General features: G+C 32.6%; 17 protein-coding genes and 1 pseudogene. 7 read left to right on the top strand and 11 right to left on the bottom strand.

All coding sequences use genetic code 11. From position 1 onward, the window contains the following. The first annotated feature begins 18 nt into the window (after positions 1–18). The 5 genes and pseudogenes from Q2T41_RS09865 to Q2T41_RS09845 all read left to right on the top strand — a co-directional run bounded on the left by Q2T41_RS09865 (position 19) and on the right by Q2T41_RS09845 (position 4,900). Positions 19–1,359, top strand: a complete 1,341-nt coding sequence (locus Q2T41_RS09865; RefSeq protein WP_304435940.1) for a sodium:solute symporter — start codon at positions 19–21, stop codon at positions 1,357–1,359. Further along, a pseudogene (locus tag Q2T41_RS09860) lies at positions 1,344–1,979 on the top strand (metallophosphoesterase family protein); the annotation flags it as partial. The gene Q2T41_RS09865 and the pseudogene Q2T41_RS09860, both read left to right, overlap by 16 nt. A 234-nt stretch (positions 1,980–2,213) precedes the next feature. Continuing rightward, complete coding sequence (locus Q2T41_RS09855; RefSeq protein WP_081819435.1) at positions 2,214–2,549, top strand: arsenosugar biosynthesis-associated peroxidase-like protein; 336 nt, start codon at positions 2,214–2,216, stop codon at positions 2,547–2,549. 198 nt (positions 2,550–2,747) lie between these two features. After that, positions 2,748–3,803: an arsenosugar biosynthesis radical SAM (seleno)protein ArsS gene (arsS, locus tag Q2T41_RS09850; RefSeq protein WP_089258381.1), complete on the top strand. Its 1,056-nt coding sequence runs from the start codon at positions 2,748–2,750 to the stop codon at positions 3,801–3,803. 437 nt (positions 3,804–4,240) lie between these two features. After that, positions 4,241–4,900 carry a TetR/AcrR family transcriptional regulator gene (locus Q2T41_RS09845; protein ID WP_304435939.1) on the top strand — a complete coding sequence of 220 codons (660 nt, stop codon included), beginning with the start codon at positions 4,241–4,243 and terminating at the stop codon, positions 4,898–4,900. A 6-nt stretch (positions 4,901–4,906) separates the two neighbouring features. On the opposite strand, the gene Q2T41_RS09840 is transcribed toward Q2T41_RS09845, so the two are convergent. From Q2T41_RS09840 to Q2T41_RS09830, 3 genes are read right to left on the bottom strand one after another with little or no spacing between them, the layout of a single operon-like run. Next, a complete protein-coding gene (locus Q2T41_RS09840; protein WP_304435938.1) occupies positions 4,907–5,962 on the bottom strand; it encodes a glycosyltransferase family 9 protein in 1,056 nt (351 codons plus the stop codon). Further along, a complete protein-coding gene (locus tag Q2T41_RS09835; protein ID WP_304435937.1) occupies positions 5,949–6,551 on the bottom strand; it encodes a DUF4254 domain-containing protein in 603 nt (200 codons plus the stop codon). The genes Q2T41_RS09840 and Q2T41_RS09835 overlap by 14 nt, the downstream gene beginning before the upstream one ends. A gap of 38 nt (positions 6,552–6,589) precedes the next feature. Beyond that, complete coding sequence (locus Q2T41_RS09830; protein ID WP_304435936.1) at positions 6,590–7,519, bottom strand: DUF6427 family protein; 930 nt, start codon at positions 7,517–7,519, stop codon at positions 6,590–6,592. A gap of 40 nt (positions 7,520–7,559) precedes the next feature. On the opposite strand from Q2T41_RS09830, the gene Q2T41_RS09825 reads away from it, so the two are divergent. Then, positions 7,560–7,784, top strand: a complete 225-nt coding sequence (locus tag Q2T41_RS09825) for a DUF6341 family protein (protein ID WP_144803730.1) — start codon at positions 7,560–7,562, stop codon at positions 7,782–7,784. A gap of 60 nt (positions 7,785–7,844) precedes the next feature. Here Q2T41_RS09825 and purD read toward each other — a convergent pair whose 3' ends face one another. The 8 genes from purD to Q2T41_RS09785 form a co-directional block, all read right to left on the bottom strand. Beyond that, positions 7,845–9,116 (bottom strand): phosphoribosylamine--glycine ligase, encoded by a 1,272-nt coding sequence (gene purD / locus Q2T41_RS09820; RefSeq protein ID WP_304435935.1) that lies wholly within the window; start codon positions 9,114–9,116, stop codon positions 7,845–7,847. A gap of 25 nt (positions 9,117–9,141) precedes the next feature. Beyond that, the gene (locus Q2T41_RS09815) at positions 9,142–10,125 is read right to left on the bottom strand and encodes a UDP-glucuronic acid decarboxylase family protein (RefSeq protein WP_304435934.1); all 984 of its coding nucleotides are present in this window, start codon (positions 10,123–10,125) and stop codon (positions 9,142–9,144) included. A 5-nt stretch (positions 10,126–10,130) separates the two neighbouring features. Then, a complete protein-coding gene (locus tag Q2T41_RS09810; RefSeq protein WP_304435933.1) occupies positions 10,131–11,495 on the bottom strand; it encodes a sugar transferase in 1,365 nt (454 codons plus the stop codon). Positions 11,496–11,516: 21 nt separating this feature from the next. Further along, positions 11,517–12,335, bottom strand: coding sequence for a glycosyltransferase (locus Q2T41_RS09805; RefSeq protein ID WP_304435932.1), 819 nt, complete (start codon positions 12,333–12,335; stop codon positions 11,517–11,519). A 43-nt stretch (positions 12,336–12,378) separates the two neighbouring features. Next, complete coding sequence (locus Q2T41_RS09800) at positions 12,379–13,086, bottom strand: glycosyltransferase family 2 protein (protein ID WP_304435931.1); 708 nt, start codon at positions 13,084–13,086, stop codon at positions 12,379–12,381. 46 nt (positions 13,087–13,132) lie between these two features. After that, on the bottom strand, positions 13,133–13,990 hold the full coding sequence (locus tag Q2T41_RS09795; protein WP_304435930.1) for a glycosyltransferase: 858 nt from the start codon (positions 13,988–13,990) through the stop codon (positions 13,133–13,135). 85 nt (positions 13,991–14,075) lie between these two features. Next, on the bottom strand, positions 14,076–15,806 hold the full coding sequence (locus Q2T41_RS09790; RefSeq protein WP_304435929.1) for an O-antigen ligase family protein: 1,731 nt from the start codon (positions 15,804–15,806) through the stop codon (positions 14,076–14,078). Positions 15,807–15,859: 53 nt separating this feature from the next. Further along, on the bottom strand, positions 15,860–17,029 hold the full coding sequence (locus tag Q2T41_RS09785; RefSeq protein ID WP_304435928.1) for an O-antigen ligase family protein: 1,170 nt from the start codon (positions 17,027–17,029) through the stop codon (positions 15,860–15,862). Between the two features lie 253 nt (positions 17,030–17,282). Here Q2T41_RS09785 and Q2T41_RS09780 point away from each other — a divergent pair, with 253 nt between their 5' ends. Next, the gene (locus tag Q2T41_RS09780; RefSeq protein WP_304435927.1) at positions 17,283–17,903 is read left to right on the top strand and encodes an HAD family hydrolase; all 621 of its coding nucleotides are present in this window, start codon (positions 17,283–17,285) and stop codon (positions 17,901–17,903) included. Positions 17,904–17,913 lie beyond the last annotated feature (10 nt).

The raw sequence follows: 17,913 nt of genomic DNA, 5'->3' as shown, positions 1-17,913 counted from the left end.
TTAGGAGAAAAAACAAAAATGACTGAAGTAAATATTTGGCAATGGGGTTTAATTATAGCATCAAGTTTGATGCTATTTTTACTTTCCCCTTTGGCAAAAAATACCAATCAATTTTTTAAAGCGGTTCAGAATAAGAAAGCCCCAAATACCTTAATGCTTACGGGCAGTCTGATCATTTCATGGATTTTTGCAAAAAGCATAACGAATGCGGCCAATTTAGGGTTGGACTATGGTATTGTGGGAGGTGTGGCCTATGCCGGATATTATCTGTCATTTGCCATAGCCGGGTGGATAATTTATAAGATGCGGTTGCAAGGAAGGTATACCAGTATTCACCATTTTCTTTCTTCCAAATTTGGGCAATCTGCTATATCGGTATTTTCTATCCTTATTGCCATTCGTTTGTTCAATGAGGTATGGAGCAATACTATGGTCATAGGTTCCTATTTTGGCCCTATGGGTTCTCCCGCGTATTATTGGTCGATCTTAATATTCACGGCATTGACATTGGCTTATGTCATTAAAGGAGGAATGAGCAGTTCTATTTTTACCGATGTTGTTCAAATGGGTCTGTTTACCATTCTTTTGGCGGTAATATTGTTCACTATTTTTGGAAATTCGAATGCCGTTACCGTAACAGAGGTAGTTACATCTGGAACTTGGTCCTTTGGCACGGGCTTAAACTTATTGTTCGCAGCAGTGCTACAATCATTTAGCTATCCGTTTCATGACCCTGTATTAACGGATCGCGGTTTTATTAGTAACCCTAAAGTAACCCTTAAAAGTTTTGTTTGGGCCAGTATATTAGGTGGGCTATGTATTATATTGTTCAGTATTATTGGTGTGTATGCCCAATCTCAAGGAATGGAAGGGCAGGCTGCCGTAGAGGTCGGCAAGGCCTTTGGTATTGTAATCTTGTTGGTTATTAATTTTATTATGATAACCTCAGCGGCATCTACTCTTGATTCTACATTTTCCTCATTTTCAAAATTATTGGCCGTAGATTTAAAATTAGGGAATACACTTACCATAGGTAGATGGTCTATGGTAATCATTGCTATAGTAGGTACCATACCTGTATTTCTAAATGCAGAAATTTTATCTGCAACCACAATTAGCGGTACTATGGTAATAGGCTTAACACCTATTTTTATTTTTTGGAAGGACAAGGCTACCATACTGAGCTTTCATTTAAGTGTATTTGGGGGAATATTTTTTGGATGTATACTCCTTTTAAACTGGTTTCCGACAGGATTGATATTTACGACCGGCAAGTATGCCGATTTACTTTGGGTTAATTTTTGGGGCATAATTTGTTGCCTTTTTGCTTATCATATACCAACATGGATAAAGAAATAAAACATATTGGCACAAAATACGGAAAGCTGTTGCTTTTTGGGGGTGTATATAGTAATCTTCAGGCATTGGAGCGTTTGATAACCATTGCCCAGGAAGAAGGTATTGCACCGGAAAATTGTATTTGTACCGGTGATATTACAGGATATTGCGCACAACCAGAAGAAACCGTTCAGCTATTTAGAAAATGGGGTGCTATAAGCATAGCTGGTAATGTTGAGCTACAATTGGCCAATGATAGTGAGGATTGCGGATGCGATTTTAAGGAAGGAAGTAGATGTGATGATTTTTCAAAAATGTGGTTCCCTTATACCAAAGGGCATCTTTCACAAACTTCTTTGGATTGGATGAAGGAAATACCGGAATACATAACTTTTGATTACGGGAACAAAAAAGTAACCGTAGTACATGGTAATTTTGGTAATACCTCTGAGTTCATTTTTGCTTCCAACGCGGACCAAAGCAAACAACAAGCTTTTAAGGAGACCCAAAGCGATATCATCGTTGCAGGACACTGTGGACTACCCTTTCATCAGCCCATAAAAGAAAAATTGTGGCTAAATCCAGGCGTAATAGGTATGCCCGCAAATGACGGTACGGCAAGGGTTTGGTATATGATTATGGATATCCATGATGATAAAGTTCTCTATTCCCATAAATCATTTGACTATGATGCAGGAACCGCTCAAAAATTAATGTATGCCAACCATTTGCCAGAAGCTTATGGAGATACGCTTACATCCGGTATATGGGACAACATGGAAATTTTGCCGGAAGTGGAAAAAATGGCACAGGGAATTCCAATATACTTTAATCAAGATCAACAAAATTCAAAACAAATTAAAACACAGAAAAAAATGGCAAATACGTATTATGACCCTGCAGATTTAAGAAAATTTGGAAAGATTACCGAATGGAGCGAAGAACTTGGTACTAAATTTTTTGATTATTATGGTAAGGTTTTCGAAGAAGGTGCACTAAGTGCTAGGGAAAAATCATTAATAGCCTTGGCCGTTTCCCACGTGGTTAAATGCCCATATTGCATAGATGCTTATACCAAAGACGGCTTACAAAAGGGGATTACGAAGGAAGAAATGATGGAGGCCGTTCACGTTGGCGCTGCCATTGAAAGTGGGGCAACTCTAGTACATGGCGTACAAATGATGAACAAGTACAATAAATTATCCATGTAAATTTTGTTTTGGTTGTTGGTTGTTCCAAGCATCCACCTCTAGAAGCCAAATCAACTAAATTTAAATAAGATATTGCAAATAGGGTGTTTACCATAAACATCTATTAAAAAGAAAAAGAAATTATATGTTGTAATGTTAGAATTTGAAGCATTTTAAATAATGCCGACAACAAACAACGAACAACGAACAACTAAAAAAATGGCTACAAAATCATTAAAGGCAAAAGGAAACGATTTAGCGGTTTCCAATAAACAACTAGAAATACTTAATGGCGGAATATTTGCTGATGGGGAACTACCTTATTTTAAGGATCAAATTGCAAAAATTGGACATTTTCCACTTCGCCCTAAAAAACTGGAAATCCTGCAAATTAATGTAGGTTATATGTGCAATCAAGTTTGCGAGCACTGTCATGTGGATGCAGGACCGGACCGTAAGGAGATTATGACCAGGGAAACAATGCAATTATGCCTGGAGGTCATTAAGAACACAGGGGCCCACACGTTGGATTTAACGGGTGGAGCACCGGAAATGAATCCGGATTTTAGATGGTTCGTTGAAGAGGCCGCCAAAGCAGGAATCAAGGATTTTATCGTGCGATCCAATTTGACCATCATACGTGCCAATAAAAAATATCATGATCTGCCGGATTTCTTTAAAAAACACAATGTGCACGTCATATCATCCATGCCCCATTACACCAGAGGAAAGACAGATAAGCAACGTGGAGACGGTGTTTTTGACAAATCGATAAAAGCATTGCAAGAACTTAATGAAAGAGGATACGGGCTACCGGGCAGCGATTTAAGGTTAGATTTGGTGTATAATCCATCTGGAGCATATTTACCCGGTGATCAGGCAGCCATGGAAAAAGATTTTAAAAAAGCGCTGAAAGAGGATTTTGGCATTCAGTTTCATAATCTCTTTGCGATAACCAATTTACCTATTGCCCGCTTTTTGGATTATTTGATCGCATCTGAAAATTATGAGGACTACATGTATGCACTAGTAGAGGCATATAACCCCAGTGCAGTTGCCAATGTAATGTGTACCAATACCATTTCCATTAGTTGGGACGGTTGGCTTTATGATTGCGATTTTAACCAAATGTTGGATTTAAAAGTGGCCAGTAAAGTAAAACATATAAAAGACTACAATGAGGATATATTAAATGATAGGAATATCATTATTTCCCAACATTGCTATGGCTGTACCGCAGGGGCCGGTAGTAGTTGCCAAGGTACGGTAGCCTAATTTTAAAAATTCAAGGATGATTTATTGATTGTAAATCATCCTTGAATTTTCCGCATTGACATAAATATACAGCCCTTAAACTATAGCCGGACCTCATTTAAGCTACTATATCAATCCGCCAATAATAATTTCAGGTTTTTGTGAAACAATAAAATGCAGCTTATGCTTTTTTGTTCAATTCTCTGACAATTATAGATTGTGGATTCTAACTGGTTCATCATTTTTTTGAAAACCTCCATTTTCAAAAATCAGATTGTTTTCAATTTTAATAATCAATATTTACTTTGTAACATTCTATAAAACAACACATTATAACAGACCAAAGAGTTCGTTTTTGGGAAAATTTCCCTTGTATTTCATCGGAAAAATCAACTTTTACCGAGTTTACTGTGCCGTTCAACTAGAAATATACTTCCACAGTACATAAAATCTGTTCTTTGAATAGACCATATGGTCGGTTAGACCCAAATCTACATATTATGAACAAGAGCCTTAAGCGCATGGCCACCATGCACAGAATTCAAGTTACCGGACTACAGCTATTTTATTCCAAGGGATATTATAATACAAGTGTAGATGATATTTTAAAGGAGTTGAACCTTTCTAAAGGGGCTTTCTATTATCATTTTGAATCCAAAGAGGATTTTTTTGTACAGATCATTCAGAATTTAATGGCTCGTAAAGTGTACAGTACTTTAATTGAACCATTAGAAGGTCATGAAAATCCTTTAAATTTGATTACTGCCTGTTTTGATAATGCTATGGAAACGGCCGTTCACAATGATATGGATTACGGTTGTATACTTCATAATTTCATTGCCGAGTTTAATGGTAAGAATGATGTTATAATGCAGCATTTAAACGAAATCGTTACGGTTTGGGAGGTCAATTTAATTACCGCATTACAGAAAGGAAAGTTCAACGGTTTTTTGGACAGACATGTAGATTGCGAAGCTGTAGCCACTTTTTTAATGAGTTCTTATTTTGGCGTGCGGACCTTAATGGTAGGCAGTTCACCCAGTGCCAAAAAATATAGGTTTATGGCACAATTGCGACAATATTTTAAAAGTTTGGAACCCAAAGCCGTTACCACTTAATCCAATTTAGGAAGACTGTTCACTTAAAATCTCATTGATTTTTTGAACAACGGATTCCGGGGTAATGGTTCTCATTACATCTTCATAACCCTCTGGCACCTTATTTCCATAAATAGAAGTAGGTATTTTTGGATATTGTTCTCGATCGGCCAATAAAGCGTTTGAAATTGGTTGTTGAAAAGGATAAAAACCGGCATAGGGATGTGTAACGCCCCATAATGTTAGTGTAGGTACCGAATACATAGCTGCCAAATGGGCATTACCGCTATCCATGGCAATCATTAAATCTAAATTGGATATCACAGCCAATTCATCTTTAAAATCATACAAGCCTGCAATATTCGTTACTTGTGTAAATGACTTTTCCCATGCGGTCAATTGCTTTTTTTCCTGTTCCGATCCACCAAAAAGAACAATAGAATACTTTTTGGTATTATCTAGTAAAGCAATAACCTTTTCCATTAACTCCGTTGGATATGTTTTACTTGCAAACGCTGCAAAAGGCGCTATACCAATTTGAATTTTGGTTTGTGTTACAACAAATTCCTTCTTCTTTAAAGGAATTTGTTCCTTAGGCAAGGAATGCATTTCATTGAGACCTATGGGATAACCAAGCTTGTCAAAAACAGCAGCATAGCGCTCAAATGTAGTTTTTAATGGCTTAAAAAACTTCCTGTTTGGATCGGTCAATTGTTTTTTGTCCTTTCTTCCCTTATCCATTTGTATAAAGGGAACAGATTGCAACCTAAAGAATTGTTTTAAAATTGAGCTACGCAATACATTGTGCAAATCTGCAACACCATCAATATTCAACACCTTTAGCTCGCTATACAGTTTCCAGAGCCCAAAAAATCCTTTATGTTTTTGCTTGACATTGGCAGGAATAACCTTGACTCTAGGTATTTGTGCTATAATTGGGCTAAAAAAAGGTTTGGTAACAACCGTTATATGTAAATCTGGATATTTTTTTATAAGTCCGTACAGTATGGGTACGGTCATGGCAACATCTCCCATGGCAGATAAACGGATGACCAAAATATGGGGTGTTCTATTTTTTTCCACGAAGGATGGGGTTTAGTTCCTCATCGTTATACATTTTCATTTGTTTGTACACTTTCATGTATTTGTTGCCGTTCTCAATATCCAATATCAATTGGTCTATTGCCTGGGAAAGATCTTTCTTTTGCTCCAAAAGAATACCCAATTTGGAATGACATTTGGCCTTATGTTCCTCAGAAGCATCTATACGGCTTACTTCCTCCTTCATATGATAAATCTTTAAAGCTAAAATAGAAAGACGGTCAATGGCCCAAGCAGGACTTTCCGTATTGATAGTAGCTTCACTTTTTACTTGTACCGATTGGTATTTGCTTAGGAAATAACTATCGATATATTCAACCAAATCCGTTCTATCTTGGTTACTGGCATCAATTTTACGTTTTAAGATCAATGCGTCCTTAGGGTCAATTTCGGGGTTACGTATAATATCTTCATAATGCCATTGGACGGTATCTATCCAGTTTTTTCTATAAAGTAAATGTTCAATACTATCTGCCGGATACGGATTGGTGAAATCCTGATAAACATCATCCTTAAGATGATAATTATCTATACTCTCGTTAAAAATGGTAAAAGCAAAGTTGCTGAACATATTTTATTTTTTACAAAGATAAAGTTTAAAGAACAAAACTAAAGTTTGGTGAAGAATACTATTAAAGGGGCAACAATACTAGTTATAAGTATTAATTCTAGAAATTTTGGTTTTTTTATAGATTCAAGATAATTCACCATAAATATTACTGAAGGAAAAAAAGTGATCATGACCGCATTTGTATTTTCAGAAGCTACCAGTAAATTGACCACTAAACCAATAATAAACGAAAGGGCAATGAGCCTCATAACCGTGACCTTACCGGTGCCTGTACTGCCCAACCTAATAAAAATCCAAAACCCAAGACCAATATTCATTAATGCATACAAGGTCAATTTTATACTTGACCACCATTTAATGGGAAACAATGAATTAAAATCAACGGCAAAATCATAGTGATCGGTTAAGAAGGATGTTTTGCCCATAAGCACTAGAACACCATATAAAATCATAAAAAAACAAAAACCAACGGATAGGAAGATGAGCCAATTTCTAATATTTTTAGGTTCATAGATGTAAATTGCCGCAAAGACCAATATTAAATATAGCAAGGCCCATTCATAAAAAATGCTAGCAATACATATCCAAAGAGCAGCATCAAATATTTTTAGTTTAATATTCTTAAGAGATTTTATACTCAATAAACGACGCATGGCCAGTAAAAGAAAAAAGGTGGTAAAAATTGCGTTACTATCTCCCAGTGTTTCCGGAAAAACCACGAAAAGAATCGTAAAATATAGAATTGCGAAAGAATTATTCGCCGTTAATTTATTTCTTTTAACAATAAAATCTACCACGAAAACGCTAAACAGCACGGTGCCCAAAATGCCTATGGTTGCCCCTATTTTTAAATCTAAAATAGTGTTGTTCAGCAAGTAAAATTGAACTCCCCAATAAAAAAGAAACAAAAAAACAAGGAGAATAATAAAATTGACTGGTTTTGTTTTCTCAAAAATGCTTGAAATCATCTAAGCTTTTTATATTTTTGCTGGTAAATATAGTAATAAGATGAAATCATTTTTTGAAGGTATAGCCGATTTGTTTGTAAATGTGATATTCAAATACACGATGGACCCTTTTAGATTTGCTGAAAGCTGGACCCTGTCAAACATCGTAAACTGGTTGTTTATGTTAATCGGAACCGCAGCATTTATTTATTGGATGCTCGAGCTAAAAAAGTATAATGATAAAGGGGATGAGGATACCACTAGTACTTCTCACTCTTACCTATAGTTTACAAGAATTCCAGAATGGCCTTATAAAAGTACACGAAACTTTTATAAGGCCATTCTTTTATAGATCAAAACCTAAATCTTTTCTATAATTCATTCCTTCAAAAGAAAGTTTTTCCACATTTTTATACGATGTGTTCAAGGCCGACTTAAAGTCATCGCCAAACGACGTAATTGCCATTACCCTACCACCGTTGGTAACTACCTTACCATCAAGTAATGTGGTTCCTGCATGAAAAACCAAAGAATCATCGATTGACGCTATACCGGTAATTTCCTTACCCTTTTCATATGATCCAGGATAACCTCCGGATACGGTCATTACTGTAGTTGCCGTACGACCATCTAATTGAAGATCAATGTTGGACAAGGTCTGGTTGGCAACCGCTTCAAAAACCTCAACCAAATCATTTTTTAATCTTGGCAAGACTACTTCCGTTTCCGGATCGCCCATGCGTACATTATACTCAATCACCTTTGGATCGTTACCAACTTTGATAAGTCCAATAAAAATAAATCCCTTATAAGGCATATTATCCTTTTTAAGTCCTTCTACCGTAGGTTTAACTATTTGGTGCTCTATCTTGTCCATGAACTCCTTACTTGCAAAAGGAACGGGTGAAATTGCCCCCATACCTCCTGTATTAAGTCCGGTGTCACCCTCACCAATTCGTTTATAATCCTTTGCCGTAGGAAGAACTTTATATGAAATGCCATCTGTAAGTACAAAAACACTTAATTCTATTCCATCCAAAAATTCTTCTATTACCACAGTGGTACTGGCAGGCCCAAACTTTTCATGGACCAACATGGCCTTTAATTCCTTTTTGGTCTCATTAAGGTCATTGAGAATTACGACACCCTTACCAGCTGCAAGACCATCGGCCTTTAAAACAAAAGGAGGATTTAATTCCTCTAAAAATTTAAATCCATCTTCAACAGTATTTGCCGTAAAACTTTTATACTGTGCCGTGGGTATATTATGGCGCATCATGAATTCCTTTGCGAATTCCTTACTGCCCTCTAAAGTTGCGGCAAGTTTTTCTGGTCCAATGACCGCAATGTTCTTTAATTCATCATCCTGCAAAAAATAATCATGTACCCCGTTGACCAAAGGATCCTCCGGACCCACAACTACCATTGCTATCCGTTCTTTGATTACAAAATCCTTAATTGCCTCAAAATCGTTTACACCAATTGGTACATTAGTTGAAATTGTGGCTGTACCAGCATTTCCTGGAGCAACAAAAAGTTTTGAAAGTCGTGGACTTTGGGCCAATTTCCATGCAAAAGTATGTTCACGCCCACCCGATCCAAGTATTAAAATATTCATGTGTAATTTTTTGATGAAATAAGGTTTAATTAGTTTTATCCGTAAAATTTCTATGTTCCTTCTTTTGAAGTTCCTCTGGAGACAACGATTTGAAATAATCGTATACGATTTTAAGTCCTTCTGCCCTGTTTACTTTTGGCTCCCAACCCAATAGTTTTTTTGCTTTGGAAATGTCTGGTTGACGTTGAGTGGGGTCATCTTGTGGCAATGGCACGTAAATTACTTTTTGTTTTGTACCTGTAAGTGCAATAATTTCCTCCGCAAATTCCTTTATGGTCGTTTCGTGTGGATTTCCAATATTTACCGGTTCTACACAATCACTAAATAACAAACGGTATATTCCTTCTACCTGATCATCAATATAACAGAAAGACCTGGTTTGTGAACCATCACCAAAAATGGTCAAATCCTCGCCTCTTAAAGCCTGCCCCATAAACGCGGGCACCACCCTTCCATCATTTAAGCGCATTCTAGGCCCATAGGTATTAAATATACGTACAATACGGGTATCTAGTCCATGATGTCTATGATACGCCATCGTAATGGACTCCATAAACCTTTTAGCCTCATCATAGACCCCACGTGGACCTATGGGGCTAACATTACCGTAATATTCTTCATTTTGGGGGTGCACCAAAGGGTCGCCATAAACTTCTGATGTAGAGGCTACCAAAATTCTTGAATTTTTTTGTTTGGCCAATCCTAAAAGGTTAAGGGTTCCTAATGAACCAACCTTTAACGTTTCAATAGGAATCTTTAAATAGTCTATAGGGCTGGCCGGGGATGCAAAGTGCAGAATATAATCCAGTTTACCTTCTAGATGAACAAAGGTAGAAACATCATGATGGTGAAATTCAAAATGTTCCAGTGGAAAAAGATGGGCAATATTCTTTAAATCGCCCGTAATAAGATTATCCATGCCAATTACATGAAAGCCCTCTGCAATAAACCGATCACATAGATGAGAACCCAAAAATCCTGCAGCTCCCGTTATTAAAATTCTCTTCATATTGTTTAAATACCCCTTGAAAATAACACTGTTGTAACAGTTTTAAAAATGATACGTAAATCAAGAGTAATTGATCGATTTTTTATATAGTAAAGATCATATTCTAACTTTTTTATTGAATCCTCCAAATTCTCCCCATATTTATATTTAACCTGAGCCCATCCAGTAATTCCCGGCTTAATTAGGTGTCTAGTGCCATAAAAAGGAACTAATGAATTCAATTGGTTTACAAATACTTTACGTTCTGGTCTTGGGCCTATAAATTGCATATCGCCCTTTATTACAGAAACTATTTGTGGTAATTCATCTATTCTAAATACTCTTAATATTCTTCCAAAGGATGTTATTCTAGTGTCATTTTTAACTGCCATTTTTGCACCTCCTATTTCTGCGTCAACAACCATAGACCTAAATTTAAATATTTTAAATTCCTTTCCATGAAGTCCAACTCTTTTTTGTGTGTAAAAAAGAGGTCCTCTATTAAAGAATAAATTTAAAATAAAAACAAAAGGAGTGCTTACCATAAAAATAAGCCCAAGAATTAAACCTAAAATAAAATTAACTATAAAACTAAACAAAGTATGTAGATATCTAATTTTCCTATTTCTTAATTGTAAGATTTCATAGAAACTATCATTATGAGATTGTATTGGTAACGCTTCATATATGTTTTCATAAAATGACGTATAGGATATAACCTCCTTTCCTCTTAAAATTGAACGTAGAAGTACTCTTTCTAAATCTTTAGGGAATTCGTTATAATTCTTTATGTTTATAATCCAAGAATCAACCTTTTCACTTGCTTGCAAAAAAGTTTTTTTTATTTCACTATGTTGATGTAAATTATAGGATAATTTTACCCGGTAAAAAGTTTCTTCATCCTCACCATCAATCGCAGCATTGGTTTTTCTAAAATCCTTTTCCGTTTCCTGATCATAAATTAATAGAACATTTTTCACGGTTGGAATAACTCTAAAAACATTTGCAAAAAATAATCTCCACAAAGCAACTTCTATAGGTGTTAAAATTAGAAAAACCAATAAAGGTATACGCCAAAAACTAGTATCAAAAAAGAGTACAGCAAAAAGAAACACTATAAAAACAAAAAACGACGTAATATATAAAGCTTGAGTAACGACATACTTACGTCTTAAACGTTTATGAATATTATATAAATCTAATATGTAAGACAAAACAAAAAATGATATAACACCGAAGGTAAATATTGCAAACTTTAGTTTAAAGGAAATATATTTACTATCAATAGCATTATTAATAAATACATTTAAACTTGCGATGATAATAAGAAAGTCTCCTATTACTAAAATGAATTTACGCTCTAAAGAATTTAAAATTGAGGGTCTAGGCATGAATATATAATTCTCTTGGAATTAATTAAATTGTTTAAGTGTTCGATGATTAAAAATCTTTCTTTCTTTATCAAAAATCCAGCCCCATTTGTTAAAATATTTAATCATAGAAGTTACATGATAATACAACAATTTTTTGTTTTTATAGGAACCTTTTCCATGTTCATGAACTATAGTTACTTCAGGAAAAAATAAAGTTTTATAGTATTTATGAATTCTTCTAGTAAGATCGATATCCTCTGGATACATAAAAAACCTGTCATCAAAGCCTTTAACTTTTTCAAGTGCATCCCCACTAATAAACATAAAGCATCCTGAAAGATAGGGTACGTTAATAATCCTATTATAATCAAAAAATTGTAGTTCATACCTATAGTTCATTCTATCTTGAATAAATTTAATAGGAACAAACCTTCTTACTATTAAGTTAATTGGACTTGGCAACAATTTTGCAGAATACTGATTTGAACCATCCACATTAAGCACTTTTGGACACAACAAACCAACATCATTTCTTTTTGACATAAAATCATATATTGATTCTAAAATTTCAGCCTTAAATTCTACATCTGCGTTTAAAACTAAATGAAATTTTGAGCTTTTATTAGGAGATTCTAAAGCAACATTATGTCCCCCTCCATATCCTAAATTTTTTCCATTAAAAATGTATTCAAGATAATTTTGTTTAGGAATTTGATTTTCTAATAATGGACTTGGAGAATTATCAACTAAGAATATTTGTATATTTAAATTTGACGCTGATACTATATTCAATACATTTTCTATGTCACTTAACTTAGATTTAAATAATACAATAGAAACCGAAATATCAAATACCATTTTGTTTGTTTTAAGTTGATTTATACTATAGAAATCCTTATTTCTATTTTAATCGAAAAATCCGCTTTAAGATCTTTACAACTAATAACAATCTAATTGTAAACATTTTATATTTAGAATTTTCACTCTTCTCTCCTGTTAAAGAAGCATTTTTACCATGGCGACGGTAATATATTAAAGGTTCCTCCTCAAAATATGTGCTTCCAATTATTTCTGCAATTAGACCAATCCAAATATCATGCATAGGCAATTCTTTTGGAAAAGGCAGGGCTTTATCTAAAGTTGATTTTTTAAAAGCCATTGAAGCTCCAATAATATTTGATTTATATAAATTGTTAAAAAACCCTGTTTTACGTTTCGAATCCTTAAAAAAAAGATTTGCATTATTAACATCACCATCTTTAAACACTAGAACATTAGAAAACACCATTGAATGCGTTTTAAGATGTGATAATATTATCTCAACTTTATTATCCATCCAAATGTCATCTTGATCTGACAAAAGCACAACATCTCCTGATGCATGCTTTAAAGCATTTTCAAAATTCAAAACAATATTTTTAAATTTTGAATAATATACTTTAATTCTACTATCCTTATAAGATTCTATTATTTTTAATGTGTTATCTGTAGAACCATCATCTGATATAATCAATTCATCATTAAAGTCAAGTTGTTGAAGTATAGAGTCTAATTGAGCTCTAAGATACTTTTCACCATTATATGTGGCCATACAAACCGAAACCCTCATGTATAAAATAATTTAGAAATGACAAACTTAACACAATAATGTTCTGTTACTTATTTATTAAAAGCGAATTCAGAAAAAAATCCCTGAAATAAATTACAAAAAAAATTATTTTCTTATATCTAATAGTTAGTTTCACTGCTCTAGTAATAACAATCATATGATATTGCAGTTTATCAAAAAAACTATGCTTTTCAATATTCAATGCTCCCTCACAAAAAAACTTAAATCTATTTATTTGACTGGAGACTGAAATATTATCATCTGAAAAATCTTGGAGACATTCTGCTTCAATTAAACAAAATTTGAAGAATTTTTTTCTGAATCGTTCTATAAATTGAAAATCACTAAAATCTAGTTTAACCTTGTTATTATAGCCACCAGAATCAAAAAAAGCCTGTATACTAATTAACATTCCGCTGTTAACAGGTGCATATTCAGTTAAACGATGTATTCCAGAATCAATTTTCTTTAAATGAAACCCACGTTTGAACCTATATTTAAAAGGTGAAAAAATTCGACCATCTCTTAACACTAATTTGGGTACAAACAAAAATATATTAGAGTGCTTTTTTATTGCCTTTTCAAATTCATTTAATAAAGAATCTGGCAGTTTAGTGTCTTGATCCAAAACAAGAATCCATTTTTTTTCTTTCTCCTTAGCAAACTTTGCACCAGAATTATAGGCTTTACTTATTCCTGAGTTTTTTTCATCATGAGTATAATATATATTTAAATTATCATACTTTTTGATTTTCTGAGGATAAGGTGAATTATCATAAATATATACCGAAAGAGCTTCACCATTCTTGTTCATCTTTAATATGGATTTAAAAGAATCTGACTCTTCTAGGGTATTTTTATACAAAACAACAATAACACATAATGACTCAATAAAATTGTTCATCTTTAATTAATTAAAAAATAGTTTTATTAAATCATAAAAGAATTATCAATGGCTAAAATAAAAATGATTGCTAAGCAAGAAAACATCAATTTAATGGATTAGAAAAATGCATCAATTTTTTTGGGTTAAAATCAATTTTTCTATGTTTAGAATTACTTGAGAAAACTGCGAATAAAAAACTAACCACATATAGTGGTCTAGCTGTTTTGAATGGAGATTCAATAATCATTAGCGTTATAAAGGCAAACCAGATAAGAAGCATAGTTTTGTTCTCGTGTTTTCGAAATTCGTTAAATAATAATAGCAAAACAAGAATAGCTAATAAAACCCCAATAATACCATTCTCCAATAAAAAAGTTAAAAATTGATTATGGGAATGGTTAATTGGCATTGGCACAATTACCCCAGATTTCAAAATTGGAAGTTGTTCAGGCAGGAGTAGATTTGAAGTTCCCGTACCGTGTCCAACCCAGAAATTTTCTTTTGCTTTTAAAATAGACATCTCCCATAAATTTGCCCTAAAAGGGTCTATCTTTTGAATAACTACATGAATAGATCCAAAAATTAATAGATATAAAGGTATTAATATTAGTTCTAAAATTCTTTTTGAGATAAAATTTAGTAAAGTTATCATTACACCCAATGCAAATGCAAATCTAGAACCCAAAAGCAATAAGCCAATCAACGTCAATAAAGAATAAAATATCAAATCAGAGCTAAAAACTAATTTATTCTTTCCAAGGTCAAAAATAAATATTTGACCTATTAGCATAAAAAATGAAATAAAGGTAGTATGGTCGTAAAAAACCCAATACAAAAGGTGATGGCTATTAGATTTCAAATTCAAAAAGAAATTTAAAAAATCGATATTATAATAGAAACCATCATAGCAAAAGAATAGGACACTATATGAAATAAGTATAGAATTGAAAACCATAAAAACTTTAATGAAAATTGTTTTTATTTCAGTTAAACTATTTGAAAAATCAATAGCGGAAGAAATAACTGAGAATATTAAAAAAGCTATTGGTATTGCCAATTTTATTGTTTGACCCTGCCCTAACAATACAAATGGGATTATAAAAAGAAAAACCAATAAACAATTCGTTTTGGTGTAATAGATTTTATTATCCTTAATTAGAGTTATTATCCCTAGTAAAAGCAAGAGCAATGAAGCCATTGTAATCCATGCTGCTTTTAAAAGTATAACCGATATAAACAACCCAACTAATAACATTTTAAAATCACCTAATTTTACTTTTTCTTTAATCCATTCATATACTGGCATAAACATTAAAACGACCCAAGGTAAAACCAGTAAAAAAACACGTTGCCATTTTGGAATCATTAAATCATAACTAGAGACAAAAACAATATAGGGATCAAAAGGAGTTGCAGAAGTTTCTAAATAAAAAACCCCATTGTCCTGATCTATAGGGGAAACATTTTTAGAAAAACCAATTTTATCAGAAATTTGTATTGAACTAAAAGAAAATAACACTTCACTCGACTCTAAAAGTTGAATCTCATCTATTTTGACTTTTGATAGTTTAGTATTTTCACCAAAATCTAACCTTATAAACTTTAATTGTTCACCTTTTTTTATGGTAAAGGGGATTTTTATATGATTAACCCCTCTATTAACCATAACTTTAACTCTATTGTTTTGTTGAAAACCATCTCCTGTATCTAAATATAGGTCCAAGCTACTATCTGCATTATAAAATAATTGAACATGTAATTCATATTCAGGCTGTTGAAATTTAGAATATTGATAATAACTTACTAAAAAATTTAGACCTATGGACAAAATCATGCACCAACAAATTTTATACGCAAATGAATTTGTAAATAGTAGCATGACTTAGATTAAAACTGTGTTGTGGATTCTGTATTGCTTCTGTTTAATACTTTTAAAGACGCTAGCCCTATCATAAACATAGATATTCCAAGAGGATTGTTAAAATATGGATTTGTTGAAGAAAGCAAAATCACAAAAAGAAACCCCAATAAAAATGGTTTTCTAAATTGGTTTGTATTGTTTTCCTTTTTAAATTCAATGAATAAATAAGCAAATAATGTTCCCCAAATACATAGACCAACTAATCCTTGTTTATGAAATACTTCTAAATATCCTATTTCCATATGAACAGGTCTAATAGGAACTCCATTACCAAAGCCATGGCCTATAAAAAATGAAGGAAAATTAATATCATTAAAAACTTGAACTATTTGCTCAACCCTTGTAGAATCACTTAGTTTTTTATCCCCTATGTCATTTTTGGCAAAGAAATATATACTTCCAAACACTAAAAGAAATGCCAAGACAAGCATTTTCACATTAAGTCTTAATAACAAAGGAATCCCGTAAAAGAGTCCATACAATATCCCAAACATTAAAATTAAACCTCTTGTGCCAGTAAGGATCATAGCAGCAGTAAGAATTAAAACAGCAAGGGTTTTTCCAAAAGATTTAGGGCTGTGAATCCAAAATATCAATCCTAAAACCATATACATAAAACCCTTATAAAAAAACAATCCTTCTGTTCCCCTAAACATAAAGTCCGAAGAAGAAATTTTTAGGTTTACAAAGTTATAAAACCAAGTAAAATTTAATTTTCCAAAAAAGAATAAAACTTGAATAAATAAGTAAAAAACCGCCAAAAACAAGCTAGTTTTTTTGATTAATGAAACTACTAGAGCAACGTCTTTATATTCCCTAATATAATAACTAATAAAAATAATGCTTAGAAAATAAGAAAGAGGCTTAATGTCTTCAATTATCAACGGCAAAAGAGCGCCATTAAGAAAACCCAAAACTCCATAAAAAATAGAAGCAATTATGAAAATTGAAGAAATTACCAAAACATAACCTTCAATTCTACCACGTCTTATATAAAGTAACGTTGTTAAAAGTATGTTAATAACAAACAGCCCTATTCTAAGAGTAATAGACCAAAATTCAAACACCCTACCTCCACCACCAATAAACAATTCTATAAGTGTTATAGAAAAAAGTATTGAAATTAATGCACGCATAAAATAGATTGACTGAAATGTATAACATTTATTAAAATACTACAAGAATACGGTTTACAATACATTATTTAAACCATAAAGGCAAAAACTTATTAAGTCGTCCTGAATAAAACAAAATAACATATATTGATTTTCGGCTATATTATAGATAGTTTTTATTTATTAGTTAAGTCCTAGATATAAAACACTTAAATTTGACTTTGATATAAAATAAATTTAATTTTTAAGCTTAAATATTTTAGATATTCAAATTATGGTAAAAAATATTTTATGGGATTTTGATGGTGTTATTTTAAATTCGATGCAGGTAAGAGATTATGGGTTTAGAAAAATATTTGAAGGTCATGAAACTGAACAAATCGAGCAACTCATACATTACCATAGAACCAATGGCGGTTGGTCTAGATATGTAAAGATAAGATACTTTTACGAAGAAATTTTAAAGAAAAATATCAGTGAAAAAGAAGTTTTAGTTCTTGCTAGTGCTTTTTCTGATATTATGAGGAATGAATTAATTAAATTAGAACATCTAATATTAGATTCTTTAAATTTTATCAAGGATAACTATAAAAAGTTTAATTTTCACATTGTATCCGGATCAGATGAGAAAGAACTACAGTTCTTGTGTGAAAAATTAGAGATTGATTCCTTTTTCATAACCATAACTGGTTCTCCTACACCCAAAAATAGTTTAGTTAAATCTGTTATAAAATCATTCGGTTATGATAAAGATACAACTATATTAATAGGTGATTCTATTAATGATTATGAAGCCGCCAAAAAAAACTCGCTAAGATTCTATGGCTACAATAATTTTTCTTTATTAGAACTATCTGATTTTTATATTAATTCCTTTAAAGAAGTTAAGTTTTAGCAGATTTAAT

This window comes from Maribacter confluentis (assembly GCF_030505015.1).
Lineage (GTDB): Bacteria > Bacteroidota > Bacteroidia > Flavobacteriales > Flavobacteriaceae > Maribacter > Maribacter sedimenticola.
The sequence above is the reverse complement of the archived record's forward strand: the minus strand, read 5'-3'. Positions and strand labels throughout refer to the sequence as shown.

Coding starts and splice junctions, on each gene's coding strand:
- Q2T41_RS09865 (WP_304435940.1), top strand. CDS start 19: ATGACTGAAGTAAATATTTGGCAATGGGGTTTAATTATAGCATCAAGT.
- Q2T41_RS09855 (WP_081819435.1), top strand. CDS start 2,214: ATGGCAAATACGTATTATGACCCTGCAGATTTAAGAAAATTTGGAAAG.
- arsS (WP_089258381.1), top strand. CDS start 2,748: ATGGCTACAAAATCATTAAAGGCAAAAGGAAACGATTTAGCGGTTTCC.
- Q2T41_RS09835 (WP_304435937.1), bottom strand. CDS start 6,551: ATGTTCAGCAACTTTGCTTTTACCATTTTTAACGAGAGTATAGATAAT.
- Q2T41_RS09830 (WP_304435936.1), bottom strand. CDS start 7,519: ATGATTTCAAGCATTTTTGAGAAAACAAAACCAGTCAATTTTATTATT.
- Q2T41_RS09825 (WP_144803730.1), top strand. CDS start 7,560: ATGAAATCATTTTTTGAAGGTATAGCCGATTTGTTTGTAAATGTGATA.
- purD (WP_304435935.1), bottom strand. CDS start 9,116: ATGAATATTTTAATACTTGGATCGGGTGGGCGTGAACATACTTTTGCA.
- Q2T41_RS09815 (WP_304435934.1), bottom strand. CDS start 10,125: ATGAAGAGAATTTTAATAACGGGAGCTGCAGGATTTTTGGGTTCTCAT.
- Q2T41_RS09810 (WP_304435933.1), bottom strand. CDS start 11,495: ATGCCTAGACCCTCAATTTTAAATTCTTTAGAGCGTAAATTCATTTTA.
- Q2T41_RS09805 (WP_304435932.1), bottom strand. CDS start 12,335: ATGGTATTTGATATTTCGGTTTCTATTGTATTATTTAAATCTAAGTTA.
- Q2T41_RS09800 (WP_304435931.1), bottom strand. CDS start 13,086: ATGAGGGTTTCGGTTTGTATGGCCACATATAATGGTGAAAAGTATCTT.
- Q2T41_RS09795 (WP_304435930.1), bottom strand. CDS start 13,990: ATGAACAATTTTATTGAGTCATTATGTGTTATTGTTGTTTTGTATAAA.
- Q2T41_RS09790 (WP_304435929.1), bottom strand. CDS start 15,806: ATGATTTTGTCCATAGGTCTAAATTTTTTAGTAAGTTATTATCAATAT.
- Q2T41_RS09785 (WP_304435928.1), bottom strand. CDS start 17,029: ATGCGTGCATTAATTTCAATACTTTTTTCTATAACACTTATAGAATTG.
- Q2T41_RS09780 (WP_304435927.1), top strand. CDS start 17,283: ATGGTAAAAAATATTTTATGGGATTTTGATGGTGTTATTTTAAATTCG.